20 protein-coding genes, 1 tRNA gene and 1 pseudogene are annotated in these 20,818 nt (G+C 70.2%); 12 read left to right on the plus strand and 10 right to left on the minus strand.

Translation table 11 applies throughout. From position 1 onward, the window contains the following. Positions 1–80: 80 nt before the first annotated feature. Both FHS37_RS11230 and FHS37_RS11235 read right to left on the minus strand, forming a co-directional pair. Positions 81–290, minus strand: coding sequence for a hypothetical protein (locus tag FHS37_RS11230; protein WP_184819645.1), 210 nt, complete (start codon positions 288–290; stop codon positions 81–83). 473 nt (positions 291–763) lie between these two features. Continuing rightward, positions 764–1,186, minus strand: a complete 423-nt coding sequence (locus FHS37_RS11235) for a hypothetical protein (RefSeq protein WP_184820036.1) — start codon at positions 1,184–1,186, stop codon at positions 764–766. A gap of 210 nt (positions 1,187–1,396) precedes the next feature. Between FHS37_RS11235 and FHS37_RS40995 the strand changes: the two genes are divergently transcribed. From FHS37_RS40995 to fmdA, 3 genes are read left to right on the plus strand one after another with little or no spacing between them, the layout of a single operon-like run. Beyond that, positions 1,397–1,675, plus strand: coding sequence for an FmdB family zinc ribbon protein (locus FHS37_RS40995; protein WP_184819647.1), 279 nt, complete (start codon positions 1,397–1,399; stop codon positions 1,673–1,675). Positions 1,676–1,696: 21 nt separating this feature from the next. Next, positions 1,697–2,335, plus strand: a complete 639-nt coding sequence (locus FHS37_RS11245; RefSeq protein WP_184819649.1) for an AmiS/UreI family transporter — start codon at positions 1,697–1,699, stop codon at positions 2,333–2,335. Positions 2,336–2,363: 28 nt separating this feature from the next. Continuing rightward, positions 2,364–3,614: a formamidase gene (gene fmdA / locus FHS37_RS11250; protein ID WP_184819650.1), complete on the plus strand. Its 1,251-nt coding sequence runs from the start codon at positions 2,364–2,366 to the stop codon at positions 3,612–3,614. Positions 3,615–3,935: 321 nt separating this feature from the next. On the opposite strand, the gene FHS37_RS11255 is transcribed toward fmdA, so the two are convergent. After that, positions 3,936–4,679 (minus strand): hypothetical protein, encoded by a 744-nt coding sequence (locus FHS37_RS11255; protein WP_184819652.1) that lies wholly within the window; start codon positions 4,677–4,679, stop codon positions 3,936–3,938. 167 nt (positions 4,680–4,846) lie between these two features. Between FHS37_RS11255 and FHS37_RS11260 the strand changes: the two genes are divergently transcribed. Both FHS37_RS11260 and FHS37_RS11265 read left to right on the plus strand, forming a co-directional pair. Continuing rightward, positions 4,847–6,009, plus strand: a protein-coding gene (locus FHS37_RS11260) for an IS3 family transposase (protein ID WP_184819654.1) whose coding sequence is annotated in 2 segments (ribosomal slippage) — positions 4,847–5,131 and positions 5,134–6,009 — 1,161 coding nt in all. Because the reading frame shifts where the segments join, the coding sequence is not laid out codon by codon here. A gap of 36 nt (positions 6,010–6,045) precedes the next feature. Next, positions 6,046–6,900 (plus strand): annotated as a pseudogene (locus FHS37_RS11265) (tyrosine-type recombinase/integrase); the annotation flags it as partial. 95 nt (positions 6,901–6,995) lie between these two features. On the opposite strand, the gene FHS37_RS11270 reads toward FHS37_RS11265, so the two are convergent. From FHS37_RS11270 to FHS37_RS11280, 3 genes are all read right to left on the minus strand, one after another. Further along, positions 6,996–7,069: transfer RNA gene (locus FHS37_RS11270), tRNA-Pro, on the minus strand. A 69-nt stretch (positions 7,070–7,138) separates the two neighbouring features. Continuing rightward, the gene (locus FHS37_RS11275; protein WP_184819656.1) at positions 7,139–7,891 is read right to left on the minus strand and encodes a Pr6Pr family membrane protein; all 753 of its coding nucleotides are present in this window, start codon (positions 7,889–7,891) and stop codon (positions 7,139–7,141) included. Positions 7,892–8,041: 150 nt separating this feature from the next. Beyond that, a complete protein-coding gene (locus tag FHS37_RS11280; RefSeq protein WP_184819658.1) occupies positions 8,042–8,968 on the minus strand; it encodes a metallophosphoesterase in 927 nt (308 codons plus the stop codon). A gap of 154 nt (positions 8,969–9,122) precedes the next feature. Here FHS37_RS11280 and FHS37_RS11285 point away from each other — a divergent pair, with 154 nt between their 5' ends. Continuing rightward, entirely contained in the window at positions 9,123–9,587 is a 465-nt protein-coding gene (locus FHS37_RS11285; RefSeq protein ID WP_184819660.1) for a GatB/YqeY domain-containing protein, read from the plus strand. Positions 9,588–9,798: 211 nt separating this feature from the next. On the opposite strand, the gene FHS37_RS11290 is transcribed toward FHS37_RS11285, so the two are convergent. After that, positions 9,799–12,138, minus strand: coding sequence for a transglycosylase domain-containing protein (locus FHS37_RS11290; protein WP_184819667.1), 2,340 nt, complete (start codon positions 12,136–12,138; stop codon positions 9,799–9,801). 417 nt (positions 12,139–12,555) lie between these two features. On the opposite strand from FHS37_RS11290, the gene wblA reads away from it, so the two are divergent. Beyond that, positions 12,556–12,891 (plus strand): transcriptional regulator WblA, encoded by a 336-nt coding sequence (gene wblA, locus FHS37_RS11295; protein WP_184820048.1) that lies wholly within the window; start codon positions 12,556–12,558, stop codon positions 12,889–12,891. A gap of 104 nt (positions 12,892–12,995) precedes the next feature. On the opposite strand, the gene bagB is transcribed toward wblA, so the two are convergent. Continuing rightward, complete coding sequence (bagB, locus tag FHS37_RS11300) at positions 12,996–14,399, minus strand: ATPase BagB (RefSeq protein WP_184819669.1); 1,404 nt, start codon at positions 14,397–14,399, stop codon at positions 12,996–12,998. Between the two features lie 214 nt (positions 14,400–14,613). Then, positions 14,614–15,591, minus strand: coding sequence for an ATPase BagA (gene bagA / locus FHS37_RS11305; RefSeq protein WP_184819671.1), 978 nt, complete (start codon positions 15,589–15,591; stop codon positions 14,614–14,616). Between the two features lie 151 nt (positions 15,592–15,742). On the opposite strand from bagA, the gene sp36 reads away from it, so the two are divergent. The 4 genes from sp36 to FHS37_RS11325 all read left to right on the plus strand — a co-directional run bounded on the left by sp36 (position 15,743) and on the right by FHS37_RS11325 (position 18,540). Next, positions 15,743–15,904, plus strand: coding sequence for a Sp36 family protein (gene sp36, locus FHS37_RS11310; RefSeq protein WP_142194045.1), 162 nt, complete (start codon positions 15,743–15,745; stop codon positions 15,902–15,904). After that, positions 15,901–16,368: a RidA family protein gene (locus tag FHS37_RS11315; RefSeq protein ID WP_184819673.1), complete on the plus strand. Its 468-nt coding sequence runs from the start codon at positions 15,901–15,903 to the stop codon at positions 16,366–16,368. The genes sp36 and FHS37_RS11315 overlap by 4 nt, the downstream gene beginning before the upstream one ends. Positions 16,369–16,831: 463 nt before the next feature. Then, positions 16,832–17,713: an NUDIX hydrolase gene (locus tag FHS37_RS11320; protein WP_184819674.1), complete on the plus strand. Its 882-nt coding sequence runs from the start codon at positions 16,832–16,834 to the stop codon at positions 17,711–17,713. Beyond that, positions 17,710–18,540 carry an MBL fold metallo-hydrolase gene (locus FHS37_RS11325; protein WP_184819676.1) on the plus strand — a complete coding sequence of 277 codons (831 nt, stop codon included), beginning with the start codon at positions 17,710–17,712 and terminating at the stop codon, positions 18,538–18,540. The genes FHS37_RS11320 and FHS37_RS11325 overlap by 4 nt, the downstream gene beginning before the upstream one ends. A 90-nt stretch (positions 18,541–18,630) precedes the next feature. On the opposite strand, the gene FHS37_RS11330 is transcribed toward FHS37_RS11325, so the two are convergent. Next, a complete protein-coding gene (locus FHS37_RS11330) occupies positions 18,631–19,305 on the minus strand; it encodes a Crp/Fnr family transcriptional regulator (RefSeq protein ID WP_010031945.1) in 675 nt (224 codons plus the stop codon). A gap of 335 nt (positions 19,306–19,640) precedes the next feature. Between FHS37_RS11330 and nth the strand changes: the two genes are divergently transcribed. Further along, positions 19,641–20,714, plus strand: a complete 1,074-nt coding sequence (nth, locus tag FHS37_RS11335; RefSeq protein ID WP_229890133.1) for an endonuclease III — start codon at positions 19,641–19,643, stop codon at positions 20,712–20,714. The last annotated feature ends 104 nt before the right edge of the window (positions 20,715–20,818 follow it).

Consider the following 20,818-nt stretch of genomic DNA (forward strand, 5'->3'; position numbering starts at 1 on the left):
ATTCCCCGTACGATCTGGCACGCGTCTGGCATGAGTCATTCGTCGTCACGGTCATTGACGGAGCAGCGCGGATTCCACTCCTAGAGCCGCTGCACCACGTCGATCGCTTCAGGCCCCACGTACAGCGCCAATGCCACGGCGCTGACGCTCAGAGTCCTGCGGAACGCGCGGGCTGCAGACTCCACGGCCTCAATCCAGGTGCCAGACCTTTCACGGACGATGATCACTTTCAGCAGGGCCGCAACCACCGCCAAACCGAGCACGCCGAGGAGGAGGACGAGTCCGGACATGAAAAGAAGCCCTTCATGTTGTCGTGAAGGGCCCTAACCCAGGCATGCCTCAGGAAGGTACCTTCACCTTCCTGATTTCCAGAGGCTGTGCTCCGAGGAGCGCAACGAGCACGACGCTACCACAGCCTGTCACTAGTTAAGTACTCGGTGTTGATGTCCCCGTTGGCTACCTGGACGGCGCTGCGAGTCGTGTTCTCGACAGACGGATGTACACGCCGAGCGTCCCCGTGGAGACACGCTCTGGGCTCTCTCTCCGCGGTCGAGCCAAGACCTGTCTTCTTGCCCTGGGTCTGGGGGGCCCGTCTTTTTGACCAGGTCAGCGGGACACGAACTCCCACTGACCTGCGAACGGTCGGTCGCCGTTGGTCGTTGTTGACCGTTGCTCGCCGCCCTCGGAGGGCCCGGAGAGGGCCCCGCAGTCGCCTCGGCCCTCAGTCAGAGTGTGACCACGGTTGGTCGCACCGTGACGGCGCTCAGAGCTTCCCGCCGATCTCGCACGCGCGGCACGGGGGCTGGCCGCAGGTGCACTGCATGAGGGCCTCGACGACCCCGCGGTCGTGGTAGAGGCACTCGTCCTTGCAGGTGTGCCGAGGAATGAACCCCGCGGGGATCTCGCCGGGCCACGGCTCGTGGCCGTCCCTGCAGCGGGCGAACCGCTCGGGATCGGTGGAGTGCAGGTCGTGCATCTTCGACCGCGCCTCGTCCTCCAGCTGCCGCACGCGCTCCGCCAGACCCTTGAGCTCGGCGGCGATGCCGGCGTAGTGGTCGGTGCCGGTCCTCACGTGTGCGGCCCGCAGCGCCATGGCGGCGTTGCCGAGAAACCTGCTCGCGTCCTGGAGGTCGGTCACGTGATGCATCTGAATGCCGTTCACGCCACGGACCCATACGGCGTCCATGCTGCTCACTGATCCACCTCCGAGAATGAAAACCTTATTTAAGGACATTAAAGAACCCGGGTTACGCCAGTCCAGGGTCTGAAGGGTGAGTCGGCTCACAGGAAGCGGGAAGCGTGGTTGAGATGGATCTTCCTCCGTTCATCATCCACTTGACACGAAGATTTACGAGACGTCTCCTGGAAGGGCAAAGGAGAGCGTCGGAGGCTGCTGATGGCAACCTATGAATATCGATGCGTCCGCTGCGGAACCTTCGATGTGAAGTTGCCGATCGGCACGGCACCCAAGACCTCGGGCTGTCCCGTTTGCGGGGGCGCCGCCCGGCGTGTGTACTCGGCCCCCTCTCTCACGCGGACCCCGAATGCGGTCGCCGCCGCCCATGCCCGCGAAGAGCAGTCACGAGAGGCCCCGGATGTGGTCTCCGAGGTGCCGCCCGGCAGGAGAGTGCGCAGGCAACCGCACCCCGCGCTCTCCAAGTTGCCCCGTCCCTGAAGGACTTGGGAGGTGCGTCCTGTGGCGAACGTGGGACTGCTCTTCGTCGGTGCGGTGCTCTTCCTGAACGGACTGCTCCTCCTCAAGAAGGTCGATCCCCGCTCGGCAGCGGTGTTCAACCTTTTCGTCGGTGCACTCCAGGTACTGACGCCGACGTACCTCATCTTCGCCGCCGGCAACGACCCCGAGAAGATTTTGGCGGCGTCCGGCATTTATCTCTTCGGATTCACCTACCTCTATGTGGGAATCTGTCTCCTGGCCGGCATCGAAACCGATGGCGTCGGCTATTACTCGCTCTTTGTGGCAGTCGCCGCCCTGGGGTATTCGTTCGTCAATTTCCACCTCGCCAAGGACAACCCGTTCGGGGTGATCTGGCTCTACTGGGCGTTCCTGTGGTTCCTGTTCTTCCTGCTGCTCGGCCTCAAGTTGGACAGGCTCGGCAGCTACGTCGGCTGGGTCACGGCGATCCAGGGCTGGGTCACCGGCGTGATCCCCGCCGCTCTGCTGCTCTCCGGCTACTGGAAACACCCCGACGAGACCGCCATCGCGCTGGGCGTCTTCGCCGTCGTCGTCTTCGCGGCGCTGTGGCCGCTCACCCGCGCATCGCGGCAACCGGCGCCCGCCACCAGGACGCCGACCGGCCCGGGCGCATCCGCGTGACCGATTCAGAAGGACCAAGGAAGCCGTCATGCCCGAAGTCAAGTTCACAGTGGACCAGAGCAAGTCCATGCGCGATCAGACCGTTCCCGGACACAACAGGTGGCATCCGGACGTCCCGGTCGCCGCCATGGTCCGCCCGGGGGACGAGTTCCGCCTCGAATGCCGCGAATGGACCGACGCGCAGATAGGCAACAACGACTCCGCCAACGACGTACGCGATGTCGACCTGAAGGCCACGCACATGCTGAGCGGGCCGATAGGCGTCGAAGGCGCGGAGCCGGGCGACCTGCTCGTCGTGGACATCCTCGACCTGGGGCCCGTACCGCAGCAGGTCGGGGCCGCACCCGGTCAGGGCTGGGGATACACCGGCGTCTTCGCCAAGGCCAACGGCGGAGGATTTCTGACCGACTACTTCCCGGACGCCTACAAGGCGATCTGGGACTTCCACGGTCAGCAGGCGGTGTCCAGGCACCTGCCCGGTGTCCGCTTCACCGGCATCACCCACCCCGGTCTCTTCGGCACCGCCCCCTCCGCGGACCTGCTGGCGAGCTGGAACAGGCGCGAGCAGGCGCTGATCGACACCGACCCCGACCGGATCCCCCCGCTGGGGCTCGCGCCCGATGCCGACGGGGGACTCGCGGGAAAGGCGACCGGATCCGATGCCCAGCGCATCCTCGGGGAGGGAGCACGCACCGTTCCCGCACGGGAGAACGGCGGCAACCACGACATCAAGAACTTCACGCGCGGCGCCCGGGTCTTCTACCCCGTACACGTCAACGACGCCAAGCTGTCGGGCGGTGACCTGCACTTCAGCCAGGGAGACGGGGAGATCACCTTCTGCGGCGCCATCGAGATGGGCGGCTACATCGACTTCCACGTCGACCTGATCAAGGGCGGCATGGAGAAGTACGGAATCAGCACCAACCCCGTCTTCATGCCGGGCAACGTCGAGCCGCGGTACTCGGAGTTCATGTCCTTCATCGGGATCTCCGTGGACCACGACACCGACACGAACTACTACATGGACGCGACGGTTGCCTTCCGCCGCGCCTGCCTCAACGCCGTCGAGTACCTGAAGAGGTTCGGCTACTCCGGAGAGCAGGCCTACCTGATCCTCGGCGCGGCCCCCATCGAGGGACGCATCAGCGGGATCGTGGACATTCCCAACGCCTGCTGCTCGCTGTACCTCCCCACCGCCATCTTCGATTTCGACGTCCGGCCCACCACCGCCGGCCCCACGACGGCCGACCGCGGCCAGTGCGCGGTCTCCACGGCCTGACCGGACACCGACGCCCGGCCGGAGGGCACTCTGATCCCAGGCCATGAAGATGCCCCTGAGCCGCGCCGTCCGCGCAGCTCAGGGGCATGATCACGAAATCTGCTTCTTCTTGCCCTGGGTCTTGCCAGGGATCTTGGTGACCTGTGTTTTCGCTGGTCAGGGGCGGTGGGCTCGCGCTCCTGGTGGTCGTCGTTGGTCGTCCTTGGCCGCTGTTGAGCGGCCTCGGACGGCCCAGGGACGGCCCAGACTCGTGCGCAGTGTCCAGCCATAGAGTGCTCAGGCCGCGTAAAGCGCCACGTCGTGCAGGAATCGGTTGTGCATCTATGCCACAAGGCTGAGTGAGCCGTACGCGATGTCGGCGAATTCATCGCGGACTGCCTGAAAACGTTCCATCAGTGGGTCTCGGATGAAGCCACCGATCATCTCGTCCCAGGACGCAACATTGTTGACCACTTCAAGTACGTGCTTGACCTGCTCCGCATCCAAGGCTTGTCTCTCCTGCAAGGTGAACTCCAAGAGGTCGAGCTTCTCCCACCGCTCCTCATTCTCCAGACGCCCCCACTCACATAAGAGTTCCCAGGCCACGTGCGCTGAGTTGTGGTGTGGGGCCTGACACCACTCGGCGTTACGAGGACACCAGGCGCTCTCCAAAGCACTGATCGCCGATCTAAGAACAGCTCTGCGGAGTGCCAACTTCTCCAACCGGGCACACTGCTTGGCCACCTTCTCCGCCTGCCCGAGAACTGGCGCCGGCCCCAGAACTGCAACTCCAGCCCGTGCCTGCACCACTGCGGTCGCCTTCTGATCGAGCAGCTCCCGCCGGGAAGCGCGAGGAATATCCGGTAGCTCGGTGACGATCCGAACGAGAAGGTCTACTGCGCTCAGAAACCCGGCATAAGCCGAGCGACGTGCACTCTCTAGCGACTGCTCGCGTACGGCGCGCTCCTGGAGTTGGGCAGCCGCCACTGCGGCCTGAGATTGATCAATGCCTGCCACCATCGTGGCATCAGCGGCCCTGTCTGCGCTGCGTCTGTTCCAGTGGGCAGCGAGCAGTGTGACCGGCACGGTGATGAGGGTGGTTAGGGCGCTCGTTGCCGCTACAGCTTGTTCTAGTTGCACGAGACGCATAGTGGTGCCAGAGCCTGTCCGCCAGGGCAAAAAAAGGGTCTGCCGCACGATCGGGTGACATCTGAACTGGCTTGCCCTGTGGGGCGGGTGGGAAGGATGTCGCTGTGCCCAAGCCTTATCCGGAAGAGTTCCGCCAGGACGTCGTGCGGGTCGCGAGGAACCGCGGGCCGGGTGTGACGGTCGAGCAGGTGGCCACCGACTTCGGAGTCCATCCGATGACATTGTGGAAGTGGATGCGACGGGCGGACATCGACGACGGGACCAAGCCCGGGGTGACCAGCCAGGAGAGCGCCGAGCTTCGGAAAGCGCGTCGGCGGATCAAGCTGCTGGAGCAGGAGAACGAGGTCCTGCGGCGGGCCGCGGCCTGTCTGTCGCAGGCGCATCTGCCGGGAAAAGGATCTACCCGCTCGTGAAGGAGCTGGCCGGGGACGGTGTGCCCGTCACGGTTGCGTGCCGGGTGCTCGAGCTCGCCAGACAGCCCTACTACCGCTGGCTGGACCAGCCGGTGACCGACGCCACGCTGGAGGAGGCGTATCGCGCGAACGCGCTGTTCGACGCGCACCGTGACGACCCGGAGTTCGGCTACCGCTTCCTGGCCGACGAAGCACGCGGCGCCGGGGCCGTGATGGCGGACCGGACTGCATGGCGGATCTGCCGGGACAACCGCTGGTGGAACGTGTTCGGCAAGAAGCGCGGCAAGGGCAAGAGGGCCGGCCCGCCAGTGCGCGACGACCTGGTCCGCCGTGACTTTACTGCGACCTGCGCGAACCGGTTGTGGCTCGCCGACATCACCGAGCACGCCACTGGCGAAGGCAAGCTCTACCTCTGCGCGATCAAGGACGCCTTCAGCAACAGGATCGTGGGCTACTCCATCGATGCGCGGATGAAGTCCCGCCTGGCCGTGGCCGCCCTGGACAACGCAGTGGCCCGGCGTGGAGACGTCGACGGGTGCATTCTGCACAGTGATCGCGGATCGCAGTTCCGCTCCCGGAAGTTCGTCCGGGCACTCGACCGCCACCGGATGGCCGGATCGATAGGGAGGGCCGGAGCTGCCGGCGACAACGCGGCCATGGAGTCCTTCTTCAGCCTGCTGCAGAAGAACGTCCTCGACCGCCGTGTCTGGACCACCCGCGAAGAACTCCGGATCGCGATCGTGACCTGGATCGAGCGGACCTACCACCGACGCCGCAGACAAGCCTCACTCGGCCGGCTGACTCCCGTCGAATTCGAGACCGCCATGACCACGCCGACCCTCCAGGCCGCGTGACCGAAACCTGTCACCCGAACCTGCATCAGACCCTTATCCCTCGGCGCTCGCAAGCTCCGCGACCTGAGCGCGGAGGACGTAGACCGCTGGCTGGCCGCCAAGGCGAAGACGCTCAGCACGCGCACCCTCCAGGCGATCCACGCGTGCCTCAACCGCGCGGTCAAGCGGGCCATGGCCCGGGACAAGGTGAAGCGCAACGTCGTCGAGCTGTGCTCGGTGCCCCAGGGACAAGCCGGGCGCCCCTCCAAGGCGCTCACCTTCGCTCAGGCTGAGGCCGTGCTCAAGGGGGCCGAGGGGACCTCGATGTACGCGTACATCGTCGTCGCCCTGCTGACCGGTGCCCGTACCGAGGAACTGCGGGCGCTCACCTGGGACCACGTCTTCCTCAAGGGCAAGCCGGATGCTGACCCGCCGCAGCCTCCGCACATCGCGGTGTGGCGCTCGGTCCGGCGGGGCGGGGACACCAAGACCGGGAAGTCCCGGCGCACGCTCGCTCTGCCGGGGCGCTGTGTCGAAGCGCTCTGGCAGCAGTTCGAAGACCAGGGATGGGATCGGCTGGCGGCCGGCGACAAGTGGGAGGAACACGGGCTCGTCTTCTCCTCGGCCGTGGGCAAGCCACTGGACGCGGCCAACGTCCGCCGCGCCTTCCGCCAGGCGCTCAAGGGCATCGACGGGATCAACGCCGATGAGTGGACGCCCCGGGAGCTGCGGCACAGCTTCGTGTCCCTGCTGTCCGACCGTGGCGTCCCGCTGGAAGTGATCTCCCGGCTCGTCGGGCACTCCGGGACGGCCGTGACCGAGGAGATCTACCGCAAGCAGATCAGGCCCGTGATCCAGACGGGCGCCGTGGTCATGGACGGGATCTTCGGCGCTGATCCGCAACGGCCGTAGACACGCGGGAACCGGTAGTCACGCAGATAGACACGCAAACGAAGCAGGTCGTCAACCTACTCACGTGAGTAGGTTGACGACCTGCTGTTTCTCTGTCGGGGTGGCGGGATTTGAACCCACGACCTCTTCGTCCCGAACGAAGCGCGCTGCCAAGCTGCGCTACACCCCGATCGTCGCTGCTGTCGCGGCGACGACGTTTACTTTAGCCCACTGGTGGCCGGAGACGAAATCCGGTTTCTCAGCGGCGGAGGACCGGCTTCGGGCGGGTGTGGTCCAGGGCCACCAGGAGGACGGCGGCGGCGTAGAGGGAGAGGCCCAGGAGGAGGGCGTTGGCGAGGACGCTCCTGTAGCCGTGGTGGGCGACGTCCAGGAAGGGGTAGAGGTAGCGGTCCGGGGAGCCGGCGAGGAGTTCGCCGCGGACCAGGGAGAAGAGCAGGTAGGCCAGGGGGTACAGCAGCCAGGGGGCGGCCTGGCGGAGGTGCGTGCGGGCCGGTGGGGACAGGAGGAGCCAGTCCAGGAGCGCGGCGACGGGGATCACCGTGTGCAGGAGGTGGGCGGTGAGTGTCGCCGGCCACGAGGACGCCCCGCCCGTCACCGAGAAGTGAGGGGCCGCGTCCGACAGCAGTACGTGGTGGACCAGGGAGGCCGTCGTCACGTACAGCAGGGCCGCGCCCGTCAGGGCGCCCGGGAGGGGGTGGCGGGGCGTCCGGGCGCGGCGGGCCGAGGCGAGGGTGACCAGGGCCAGCAGGATCGTGCTCTGGACCGTGAAGTGGCTCAGGACCCGGGCCGGACCGCCGAGGAGTACCGCGGCGGTCACCGCCGCCGTCGCCGTCAGCGCCAGGAGCAGGCGGTACGCCGCTGTGAGCGGGCGGCGCACCGGCGGGACCACGGCTCGGGCGGGGGCGGGGGAGGACAGCAGGGCGGGCGTCGTCCCCGGAGGGTCGGGGAGGGCGGGGAGGCCCGGGATGTCCCTGGGTATCGGGGCGGTCATGCCCTCATCGTGGGCGGGTGTCCCGTTCGGGGCCACGTGGGTGGGCCATGCGGGTCATGCGGCGGTCCGGGGGCGCCGCATCGGCCGCGTCCGCCGCGCCCCGGCACCGGCCCGGCGGTCCGCCGCCCGCGGTCCGCCGCCCGTGTCCCGCTAGTCCCGGCCCACGAGCGTCAGCAGCGTCGCCTCCGGGGGGCAGGCGAAGCGGACCGGGGTGTACCTGTTCGTGCCGCAGCCCGCCGACACGTGCAGGTACGAGGTACGGCCCTCCGAGGTGTGCGTGGACAGGCCCTTCACGCGGTCCGTGTCCAGGTCGCAGTTGGTGACCAGGGCGCCGTAGAAGGGGATGCAGAGCTGGCCGCCGTGGGTGTGGCCGGCCAGGACCAGGGGGTATCCGTCGGCCGTGAAGGAGTCCAGGACGCGCAGGTAGGGGGCGTGGACGACGCCCATCGAGAAGTCCGCCGAGCCCGACGGGCCGCCCGCCACCTCCGCGTACCGGTCCCGCTTGATGTGCGGGTCGTCCAGGCCGGTCAGCTCGATCGACGTGCCCTCGATCTTCAGCGTGCCCCTGGTGTTCGTCAGGTTCAGCCAGCCCGCCGCGTCGAAACCGTCCCGCAGGTCCTCCCACGGGTTGTGGATCGCGCCGACGGCCGGGGGGTTGCCGTTCAGGCCGTGGCGGCCCTGGATCCTCTCGACCAGGTAGCGGGCGGGGTTGCGCAGCTTGGGGCCGTAGTAGTCGTTGGAGCCGAAGACGTAGGCGCCCGGGAACTCCATCAGCGGGCCCAGCGCGTCCAGGACCTCCGGTACGCCCTCGGGGTCGGACAGGTTGTCGCCCGTGTTGATCACGAAGTCGGGGCGCAGGCCCGCCAGGGAACGCAGCCAGCGCTGCTTCTTGCGCTGGCCGCCGACCATGTGGATGTCGGAGACCTGGAGCACGCGCAGGGGACGCATCCCGGAGGGCAGGACGGGGACGGTCACCCGCCGGAGGCGGAAGGAGCGGGCCTCGAAGCCCGCCGCGTACAGCAGTCCGGCGGCACCGGCCGCCGTGATTCCCAGGGGGATTCCGTATCGCGCGCGCATGCGTCCATCGTGTCAGACCCGCGGGGTCGGCCGTGCTCCGCGGTCGTCTCCGCGCACCGGGCGGTGCGGCCGTCGGGGGGACGTGAACGGCCCCTGGAACGCGGGCCCTTAAATCAGCAGGCGTCCCTCCTTCCGCACCTGCGACAATCAAGCCATGACCACGCTCAAGTCGAAGCTGCAGGATGACCTCAACGCCGCGATCAAGGAGCGCGACGAGCTCCGCTCCTCGACGCTCCGGCTGACGCTCGCCGCGATCACCAAGGAGGAGGTCGCGGGGAAGGAGAAGCGCGAGCTCTCCGACGACGAGGTGCAGAAGGTGATCACCCGGGAGGCGAAGAAGCGCCGTGAGGCGGCGGAGGCCTTCGCGCAGGGTGGTCGTCCCGAGCAGGCCGAGCGGGAGAAGGCGGAGGGCGAGGTGCTGGCCGCGTACCTGCCCAAGCAGCTGTCCGACGAGGAGCTGAACGCGATCGTCGCCCAGGCGGTGGAGGAGGCCAGGGCGGCCGGTGCCGAGGGGCCGCGGGCCATGGGTGCCGTGATGAAGATCGTGAACCCGAAGGTGGCCGGGCAGGCCGAGGGCGGCCGGGTCGCGGCCGCGGTGAAGAAGCTGCTGGCGGGCTGAGAGCGGCCGGCCGACCGGGGCTTCCGGTGGGCCGGGGGCTGCCGGCGGGCTGAGGCCGCGGTCCCGGTGCCGCGTACGCCGTGCGCCGCGTATGCCGTGTACGGCCGGGTGGCTCCGGACCCCCTCGCCCACGACAGCGAACGGCCCCTTCCTCCCGCGTACGGGGAGGAAGGGGCCGATGTCGTGTCCGGGCCGGGCGGTGGGCCCGTGGTCAGCGGCGTCCTTCGGGGCCGTTCCCCGGACCCTGGACGAAGCCCCCCGGGAGGGTGAACCCCGGGTCCGGCTCGGTGCCTCCCGTGCTGCCGCCGACGTCGCCGCCGCCACCGTTGCCGCCGACGTCGCCGCCGCCACCACCGTTGCCGTTGCCGCCGCCGATCAGGCCGCCGATGAGACCGCCGCCGTTGTCGCCGTCACCGCCTTGGTCCCCCCCGTTGCCACCGCCGTCGCCGTCGCCGTCGCCGTCGCCGTCACCGCGCTCGCGGTCTTCCGGGATGTGCACGAAGTTGAAGGGCGGGGCCTCCTTGCCCGCCAGGGCGCCGGTCATGGCGTCGCGCCAGATCGGGCCCGGGACTCCGCCGCCGTAGACCAGGGGGTGGTACTGGCCGCCGATCGTGATGTTCTTCATCTCGACCTTCTGCGAGGCGCTGCCCACCCAGACGGCTCCCGACAGGTTCGGCGTGTAGCCGACGAACCAGGCGTTCTTGCGCTCGTCCGTCGTACCCGTCTTGCCGGCGTTGGCGCGGTCCGTGAGGCCGGACTCCCGGCCCGTACCGGAGTCGACCACCCCCTGCAGCAGGGTGTTCACCGTGTCCGCGGTCTGCTCGCTCATCGCCCGCGAGCACGTCGACTTCGGCACCTCCAGCGACTTCCGCTGGTTGCCGATCTTCTGGGTGATCGATTCGATGGCGATCGGCGTGCAGTACATGCCCCGGGAGGCGAAGGCGGCGTACGCGCTCGCCATCGTCAGCGGGGAGACGCCCTTGGAACCGAGGGAGACGGCGGGCACCTCCGGGAGCTTCTCGCCGTTGCCCTGCACGACGTGCAGGGCGTCCGTCATCTTCATCACCGGGCACAGGCCTATGTCGGAGATCATCTGCACGAAGTAGGTGTTGACCGACAGCTCCATGGCCTTCCGCAGCCGGTACGGACCGACCTCCGACTCGGTCTCGTTCTCCAGCCTCTCGCCGCGCGTGTTGACCCACGGCTTGCCGTCACACGTCTGGACCGGGCTCGGGTACTCCATCTCGTACGGCGACGAGTACTCCTGCGTCGGCGGGCGGCCCTCCTCCAGCGCGGCCGCCGCCACGAACGGCTTGAACGTCGAACCGGTCGGGAAGCCGAAGTTGGATCCGCCCTTGTCGCTGCCGACCGAGTAGTTGATCTCGGTCTCGTTCTTGCCGTAGCCGTACGGCTTCGACTGGCCCATCGCGACGATCTTGCCGGTGCCGGGCTCGACCAGCGTGGACGCCGCGGCGACCGAGTCCGACTGGTGGACGTGGTCCTTCAGCGACTTCTGCACCGACTCCTGCGCCTGCGGGTCGAGCGTCGTACGGATCGTCAGGCCGCCCTGGTTCCAGATCTTCGCCCGGTCGGCCTTGGTCTTGCCGAAGACCGGGTCGCTCAGGAACACCTCGCGCACGTAGTCGCAGAAGAAGGACGCGCCGTCGACCGCCGTGATGCAGCCGTTCTTCGGCTTGCTGACGTTCAGCCCCAGCGGGGACCTCGCCGCCTCGTCGGCCTGCTCCCGGGAGATGTCGCCGACCTCGGCCATCCGCCGGAGGACGACGTTGCGCCGCTTCTTCGCCTCCGTCTCGTCGTTGACCGGGTCGTAGCGGCTCGGGGACTGGACGAGGCCGGCGAGGAGGGCGGACTCCTGGAGGTTGAGGTCCTTGGCCGACTTCGAGAAGTAGCGCCGGGCGGCGGCCTCCACGCCGTAGGCCTGCTGACCGAAGAACGTGATGTTCAGGTAGTTCTCGAGGATCTTCTTCTTGCCCAGCTCCTCCTCGACCTGGATCGCGTACTTCAGTTCGCGGATCTTGCGGCCGATCGTCTGCTGGGTGGCCTGCGCGACCTTCGTGGGGTCGTCGCCGGCCTCCTCGACGAAGACGTTCTTGACGTACTGCTGCGTGAGCGTGGACGCGCCCTCGGAGACCTCGCCGCTGCGCGCGTTCTTGTTGAGCGCGCGCAGCACGCCCTTCAGGTCGACCGCGCCGTGCTCGTAGAACCGCGAGTCCTCGATCGCGACGATCGCCTTCTGCAGGTACGGCGAGATGTCCTTGAGGTCGACCACCGTGCGGTCACGCGAGTAGACGGTGGCGATCTGGCCGCCGTCGGCGTCCAGGATCGTGGTGCGCTGGCTCAGCGGCGGGGTCTTGAGGTTGGCCGGGAGCTCGTCGAAGCTCTCGACCGATCCCTTGGCCGCCAGCCCCAGCGCGCCCACGGCGGGCAGCGCGATGCCGGCCATGACGGCTCCCGCGAGGACACTGACACCGAGGAACTTGGCGGCCTGTTGCGTTGGCGACAGACCACCGCCCGAGCGCTTCTTTGGCATGGGAGCAGCCTACGTTCTCATTCGCCGGACAAGCGTATATGCCTTGGCCTAAGCTGCTCTCAACTGTCACAGCGGTGAGGCCACGTATCAATACGTCCGGCGACCCCGAATCGTTCCGGATCTTCTCGACTTTCTTGGTCGGGCGTGATGGGTGCGTGTCCGGATCCGCCTCGTGTGTCACGCGGTGCCCGTTGTGGCGCAGCTGGACTGACCCCAAATGCCGGGATCGCCGCGCATGTCGCCACCTCACTCCCCCGGGTGATCTGCCGCTTACCCATAGTCCGTTCGGACCATTCAAGATTGGGCCCGCTGGGGGTGTTGCGCCGTGCCCACCTTCCGTAACGTCCTCAACTGGCGGCGGTGAATATGCCGCTGCCGCCGTGGGGGAGCCTCGATTCGGGAGAGGACGGCGCCGGTATGGGCTGGGTTACCGACTGGAGTGCGCAGGCTGCCTGCCGCACTACCGATCCGGATGAACTGTTCGTTCAGGGAGCAGCGCAGAACAGGGCCAAGGCGGTGTGCACCGGATGTCCGGTACGCACTGAATGTCTGGCCGACGCGCTGGACAACCGCGTCGAGTTCGGCGTGTGGGGAGGCATGACGGAGCGTGAGCGCCGCGCACTGCTGCGCCGGCGGCCGACCGTGACCTCCTGGCGCAGGCTGCTGGAGACCGCGCGCTCGGAGTACGAGCGGGGGACGGGTGTGGTGCCCCTCGACGACGAGGTGTACGAGAGCTACGCGGCGGTGAGCTGAGGGGCTTCGGGGTCTCGGTCCCGCCGCCGGGGTTTCCCGGCGCCGGGTGTCGCGTCCCGGACGGACGCCCCGGTCGTTCCGGGCGCTCAGGACGCTTCGGGTGCTCAGGACGCCTCGGATGTGTCGGGTGCTTCGGACGGGTCGGGCAGCTCCGGCCGGTTGGTCGCGAGCCGGTCGCCGACGTCCCGCAGCCCCGCCAGGTCGTGCACGTCACCGGGCAGCGCGGCCACTTCCGTCACCGCCACCTCGGGGTGGAGCGCGGTGAAGCGGTCACGCGTGCGCTGCTCGCGTGCGAGCAGCTGCATCCGCTCGGCGTGCAGCCTCAACAGGCCCGCGGTGAGCCGGTCGACGGACCGCTCCGCGTCCGCTTCCGTGTCCTCGGCGTCGTCCGCGGTGGCGGGGGAGCCTCCGTCGGGAACGCTCCGATCCGGTGTCCCGGAAGCGGGAGGTTCTGAACTGCCGTACGTATCGGGAGAGTTACGAAGTCCAGCTTTCCCGTCCTCCTGATCCACAATGCGGGAGTCCTCAAGATTTTCCGCGGCGGCGAGTGCCCGCTCGGCCGACAGCCGGTCCGCGCCGCTGCCGTGGACCCGGTTGAGCACCAGACCGGCCAGCGGCATGTCCTCCGCGGCCAGCCGTTCCACGAAGTACGCGGCCTCGCGCAGCGCGTCCCGCTCCGGTGCCGCCACCACCAGGAACGCGGTCCCGGGCGCCTGGAGCAGCTGGTACGTGGCGTCCGCGCGCGTACGGAACCCGCCGAACATCGAGTCCATCGCGGCCACGAACGTCTGCACGTCCTTCAGCAACTGCCCGCCGAGCAGCTTGCCCAGGACGCCGGTCATCATCGACATGCCGACGTTCAGGAACTTCATCCCCGCGCGGCCGCCGACCTTCGCCGGCGCCAGCAGAACGCGGATGAGCTTGCCGTCGAGGAAGGACCCGAGCCGCTTGGGGGCGTCCAGGAAGTCCAGCGCGGAGCGGGAGGGCGGGGTGTCGACGACGATGAGGTCCCACTCGTCCCGGGACCGCAGCTGGCCCAGCTTCTCCATCGCCATGTACTCCTGCGTGCCCGCGAAGCCCGCCGAGAGCGACTGGTAGAAGGGGTTGCCCAGGATCGCGGCGGCCCGCTCGGGATCCGCGTGCGCCTCGACGATCTCGTCGAAGGTGCGCTTCATGTCGAGCATCATCGCGTGCAGCTCGCCGCCCGCGGAGTCGTCGATGCCCTTCACCCGGCGCGGGACGTTGTCGAGCGAGTCGATGCCCATGGACTGGGCGAGCCGGCGGGCCGGGTCGATGGTGAGGACGACCACCTTGCGCCCCCGCTCGGCCGCGCGCAGGCCCAGCGCCGCGGCGGTGGTCGTCTTGCCGACCCCGCCCGAGCCGCAGCACACCACGATCCGGATGTCCGGATCGTCGATCAGCGGGTCGACGTCGAGCATGCGTGTCGGGGAGAGGCGGTGACGGGCGGCCGGGTCGTGCGCCTGCGCCGGTTCCGGACGACGACTCATGACATCCTCTGCTTCCCCTGTTTCCGGTGCTGACGGCTTGTGACGGGGCTGGTACGGCGACTCGGAGCGGGACCGGTGCGGCGGTGCGGGGCGGGACGGGGCCCGAGCGTCGCGCCGCCGGACGAGGCGGCGGGACGGGGCCCGCGCGTCGTGACGGGCCGGACGGGCCGGGCGGGGCGGAGGGAGCGTTTCCCGGCCGTGCGGGCGCAGGCCGTCATGACACGCCCTGTTCGCGGAGCTCCTTGGCCAGTTCGTACAGACCGGCCAGGTCCATGCCCTCCGTGAGCAGCGGGAGTTCGTGCAGCGGCAGGTCGAGGTCCGTCAGCACGGCGCGCTGCTCGGTCTCCAGCGCGTGCCGCTCGACGTACTCCTCGGCCTGCGCGAGCAGCGGGTCCACCAGCCGCTCGGCGTGTCCGCCGCGCCGCGCCCCGCCGAGACCGGCGGACGACAGTGCCCGCGCGACGGAAGAACGCGGGACCGTCCCCAGGAGTTCCAGGTCGGCCGCGTCCAGCACCCCGGGCCGCACCATGTTCACGATGACCCGCCCCACCGGCAGCCGTGCCGCGCGCAGCTCGGCGATGCCGTCCGCGGTCTCCTGGACCGGCATCTCCTCCAGCAGGGTCACCAGGTGCACGGCCGTCTCCGGCGACTTCAGCACCCGCATCACGGCCTGCGCCTGATTGTGTATCGGTCCGATCTTGGCGAGCCCGGCGACCTCGTCGTTGACGTTCAGGAAGCGGGTGATGCGGCCGGTCGGCGGGGCGTCCATCACGACGTAGTCGTAGACGAACCGCCCGTCCCGCTCCTTGCGCCGTACCGCCTCGCACGCCTTGCCGGTCAGCAGGACGTCCCGCAGGCCGGGCGCGATGGTGGTGGCGAAGTCGATCGCGCCGAGCTTGCGCAGGGCCCGTCCGGCGCCCCCCAGCTTGTAGAACATCTGGAGGTAGTCCAGAAGGGCCAGTTCGGGGTCGATGGCGAGGGCGTACACCTCGCCGCCGCCCGGTGCGATGGCGATCTTCCGCTCTTCGTACGGCAGCGCCTCCGTCTCGAAGAGCTGTGCGATGCCCTGGCGGCCCTCGACCTCGACGAGGAGCGTCCGCTTCCCCTCCGTGGCCAGGGCCAGCGCGAGGGCCGCGGCCACCGTGGTCTTGCCGGTTCCGCCCTTGCCGCTGACGACCTGGAGCCTGCTCACGTCATCGAGCCTAATTCCTTCCCGCGCACCCCGTCGGCTCCGGGTGGCGGTTCCCGGGATCCGCGCCCCGTGTGCGGCGGGCGGACCACGTGGCCGCGGCCGGTCGCGGTCGCCGCCGGGACCGGCCGCGGCAGCGGCTAGAGTCGGCCACATGACCAAGTGGGAATACGCGACTGTGCCACTGCTCGTCCACGCCACGAAGCAGATCCTGGACACCTGGGGCGAGGACGGCTGGGAGCTCGTCCAGGTCGTGCCCGGGCCGAACAACCCCGAGCAGCTGGTGGCCTACCTGAAGCGGGAGAAGCAGGGATGAGCGCCGTCGAGGCGAAGCTGGCCGAGCTGGGCCTGAGCCTGCCCGAGGTCGTCCCGCCGCTGGCCGCGTACCAGCCGGCCGTGCGGTCGGGGCAGTACGTCTACACCGCCGGCCAGCTCCCCATGGTGGACGGCAAGCTTCCGATGACCGGCAAGGTCGGCGCGGAGGTCACGGCGGAGGAGGCGAAGGAGCTGGCGCGCACCTGTGCGCTGAACGCCCTCGCCGCGGTCAAGTCCGTCGCCGGTGACCTGGACCGCGTCGCGCGCGTGGTGAAGGTCGTCGGCTTCGTCGCCTCCGCCGCGGACTTCACGGGCCAGCCGGGTGTCCTCAACGGCGCGAGCGAGCTGCTGGGCGAGGTCCTCGGCGACAGGGGCGTCCACGCGCGCAGCGCGGTGGGCGTCGCGGTGCTGCCGCTGGACGCGCCGGTCGAGGTCGAGATCCAGGTGGAGCTCACGGAGGCGTAGGCCTCCGGTGGCCGGGCGCCGCCCCGCCCCGCCCTGCCGGAGGGTCCGTCGCTCCGTCACCGGCCCCGTCGGCCTGCTGCCGGGGCCGTCGGCCCGCCACCGGGGCCGTCGCCCGTCGGCGTCGGGCCCGTCGCGTCGGCGTCCGGGCATGCCGGCGTGCGCGTGGTGGCCCCGTCGCGGGTCCCCGCCGCCCGGGCGGGTCCCGCCGGCGTCCGGCGTGAGTGCGCCGTACCGTCCCGCCGCCGCCCGGCGTGAGCGCCCTGCCGCTCCGTCGCCCTGCCGCCCGGCGTGAACGCCCTGCCGCTCCGTCGCCCTGCCGCCCGCCGGTGCCGCGCCGCCGAGGCGACGGGGCCCGCCCGGCCCTCCCGCCGACGCGCCGCCCGGAGTGCCGGGGCGGCGGTTCCCGCCGCTTCCGTCCCGGCGGGCACTCGAACATCCGCCCGTCACGGGATAGCCTCCGGCCATGGCGAATGCGCAGGCTGGCGGGCAGTGGTACCCGCCGGAATGGCCGGACCGGATCCGTGCGCTCGCGGACGGCACGCTCACGCCGGTCGCGCCGAAGCGCGCGGCCACCGTCATGCTGCTCAAGGACACCGGTGACGAGCCCGCCGTGCACATGCTGCGCCGACGCGCCTCCATGGCCTTCGCCGGCGGCGCGTACGCCTATCCCGGCGGTGGCGTCGACCCGCGTGACGACGACCGGAGCGTCCGCTGGGCGGGCCCCACGCGCGCCTGGTGGGCGGACCGGCTCGGCGTCGACGAGTCGGTGGCCCAGGCGATCGTCTGCGCGGCCGTACGGGAGACGTACGAGGAGGCCGGCGTCCTGCTCGCCGGTCCGACACCCGACTCCGTGGTCGGCGACACCACGGGGGAGGACTGGGAGGCGGACCGTGCCGCGCTCGTCGCGCGGGAGACCTCCTTCGCGGAGTTCCTCGACCGCCGCGGACTGGTCCTGCGCTCGGACCTGCTCGGTGCCTGGACGCGCTGGATCACCCCCGAGTTCGAGCCGCGCCGCTACGACACCTGGTTCTTCGTCGCCGCGCTCCCCGAGGGGCAGCGCACCCGCAACGCCTCCACGGAGGCCGACCGCACCGTGTGGATCACCCCGCGCGAGGCCGCCGCCGCGTACGACCGCGGTGAGCTGCTGATGATGCCGCCGACCATCGCGACCCTGCGCCAGCTGACGGCGTACGGGACGGCGGCCCAGGCGCTCGACGCGGCGACCGCGCGCGATCTCACGCCGGTGCTGGCCACCGCGCGCCTGGAGGGCGGCGGGATCGTGCTCTCCTGGCCGGGACACGACGAGTTCACCCAGCACATCCCGACCGGTGGAGCCCCCGCATGACGGACGCAAGCGCCCTTCCCGGCCAGCCGCGCGGCGGAGCCCTCTCCGGCCGCGCCACCCCGCGCGCCGTCAACGTCCTGGCCCCCAACGCCTCGGCGATGACCCTGGACGGCACCAACACCTGGATCCTGGCGGAACCGGGCTCCGGCCTCGCGGTCGTGGTCGACCCCGGCCCGCTGGACGAGGGACACCTGCGGAACGTCGTCGACACGGCCGAGCGGGCCGGACAGCGCGTCGCCCTCACCCTGCTGACGCACGGTCACCCCGACCACGCCGAGGGCGCCGCCCGGTTCGCCGAGCTGACCGGCACGAAGGTGCGGGCCCTGGACCCGGCGCTGCGGCTCGGGGACGAGGGACTGGCCGCCGGTGACGTCGTCACCGTCGGCGGCCTGGAGCTGAGGGTCGTACCGACCCCCGGCCACACCGCCGACTCCCTCTCCTTCCACCTCCCGGCCGACCGAGCGGTCCTGACCGGCGACACCGTCCTGGGCCGCGGCACGACCGTGGTGGCCCATCCCGACGGGCGCCTCGGCGACTACCTGGACTCGCTGCGCCGGCTGCGTTCCCTCGCGGTCGACGACGGCGTCCGCACGGTCCTGCCCGGCCACGGACCCGTCCTGGAGGACGCCCAGGGCGCCGTCGAGTACTACCTCGCCCACCGCGCCCACCGGCTCGCCCAGGTCGAGACGGCCGTCGAGGACGGCTACCGCACCCCGTCCGAGGTCGTCGCCCACGTCTACGCGGACGTCGACCGCTCCCTGTGGCCCGCCGCGGAACTGTCCGTACGGGCCCAGATGGAGTACCTGCAGGAGCACGGGCTGATCTAGGGCCCCGGGGCCCGTCCGGCGGAGGTCCGGACACGACGGAGCCCCGCCTCCCGGGGCGGGGCTCGTGGGCGCGATGCGTCGCGCCGGGTGTCAGCGGGAGCGCTTCGCGAGGCGCTCGACGTCCAGGAGGATCACCGCGCGGGCCTCCAGCCGGAGCCAGCCGCGCTGGGCGAAGTCCGCCAGGGCCTTGTTGACCGTCTCACGGGACGCGCCGACCAGCTGGGCCAGCTCCTCCTGAGTGAGGTCGTGCACGACGTGGATGCCCTCCTCCGACTGCACGCCGAAGCGGCGGGAGAGGTCGAGCAGGGCGCGCGCGACACGGCCCGGGACGTCCGAGAAGACCAGGTCCGACATGGCGTCGTTGGTCTTGCGCAGCCGGCGTGCCACCGCCCGCAGCAGCGCCGTGGCCACCTCGGGGCGGGCGTTCAGCCAGGGCTGGAGGTCGCCGTGGCCGAGGCCGAGCAGCTTCACCTCGGTGAGGGCCGTGGCGGTCGCGGTGCGCGGACCCGGGTCGAAGAGCGACAGCTCGCCGATCAGTTCGCCGGGGCCGACGACGGCGAGCATGTTCTCGCGGCCGTCGGGGGACGTGCGGTGGAGCTTGACCTTGCCCTCGGTGACCACGTAGAGGCGGTCGCCGGGGTCGCCCTCGTGGAACAGGGAGTCGCCCCGTGCCAGGGTCACCTCACTCATGGAGGCGCGAAGCTCCGCGGCCTGCTCGTCATCGAGCGCCGCGAAGAGCGGGTTCCGCCGCAGAACGTCGTCCACGAGTTCTCTCCTTGTCGACCTGCTCAGGGGAGCTTGCTCCCCCACGTACCAGGGGACCGTGGTGCCCATTTTGCCGGACGGTCCAAACAGTGTGATCTGTCACAAGGATGCCGCACGGGCCTGCCGGGGTACGCGGCAGGGGTCCAATTGGACGCCGATCTTCGGGGTCCGGGGCGGATGTCGGTGCCGGGTCGTAGGCTGGCCGGGTGTCCAAATCGCCGGTGAGAGCACAGGCCGAGGAGGCTGAGCGGGTGGTGGTACGTCGCGATTCCGCTGTGGGCGAACAGGACTCCGATGGCGGTAGGGAAACGGCGAAAGCGGCAAAGAGGGCTTCGGTGGAAGAGGAACCGACGGCAGGTACGAGCGGCGCGGCCGAGGAGAGGCCCGCACCGCCGGGGAACGCCGCCGGGGAGGCCGTGCCCGCCGGGGGGTCGGCGTCCGCGGACGAGGCGGCCGCACCGCAGACGCCCGAACGGAAGGCGTCCGCGCGGAAGGCGTCCGCGCGGAAGGCGCCCGCCGAGAAGTCCGCCCCCGCCGGAAAGGCCCCGGCCGCCGGGAGGCCCCTCGTCGCACCCGGGAAAGCCACCGCCGCGCTGAAGGGCGCTCCGGTGAAGAGCGTCGTCGAGCCGGCCAAGGGGGAGTCGCGCATCGCGCTCGTCCGCCGCGCGCGCCGCATCAACCGCGAGCTCGCCGAGGTGTTCCCGTACGCGCACCCCGAGCTGGACTTCGAGAACCCCTTCCAACTCCTCGTCGCCACGGTGCTCTCGGCCCAGACCACCGACCTGCGCGTCAACCAGACGACCCCCGCCCTCTTCGCGCAGTACCCCACCCCCGAGGACCTGGCCGCCGCCGACCCCGAGGAGGTGGAGGAGATCCTGCGCCCGTGCGGCTTCTTCCGCGCCAAGACCCGCTCGGTGATGGGGCTTTCCAAGGTGCTCGCGGAGGACTTCGGCGGCGAGGTGCCGGGCCGGCTCGAGGATCTCGTGAAGCTGCCCGGCGTCGGCCGCAAGACCGCCTTCGTCGTGCTCGGCAACGCCTTCGGCCGCCCCGGGATCACCGTGGACACCCACTTCCAGCGCCTGGTCCGCCGCTGGCGGTGGACGGACGAGACCGACCCGGACAAGATCGAGGCCGCCGTCGGCGCGCTCTTCCCCAAGAGTGACTGGACCGACCTCTCGCACCACGTGATCTGGCACGGCCGCCGCATCTGCCACGCCCGCAAGCCGGCCTGCGGCGCCTGCCCCATCGCCCCGCTCTGCCCGGCGTACGGCGAGGGCGAGACGGACCCGGAGAAGGCGAGGAAGCTGCTGAAGTACGAGAAGGGCGGCCTCCCCGGCCAGCGCCTGAAGCCGCCGCAGGCCTACCTGGACGCGGGTGGCCGGCCGGCCCCGCCGCTGAGGGCCGGATGACGGGGTGGCGCAGGCGCCCGCGACGGCCCGCGGAACGACCGGAACGATCTCGGGTACGCCGGGCGTTGGACCCGTGGGACGTGGCGCGCGACGGGACGTGGGAC

The organism is Streptomyces griseomycini, assembly GCF_014203535.1.
GTDB lineage: Bacteria > Actinomycetota > Actinomycetes > Streptomycetales > Streptomycetaceae > Streptomyces > Streptomyces griseomycini.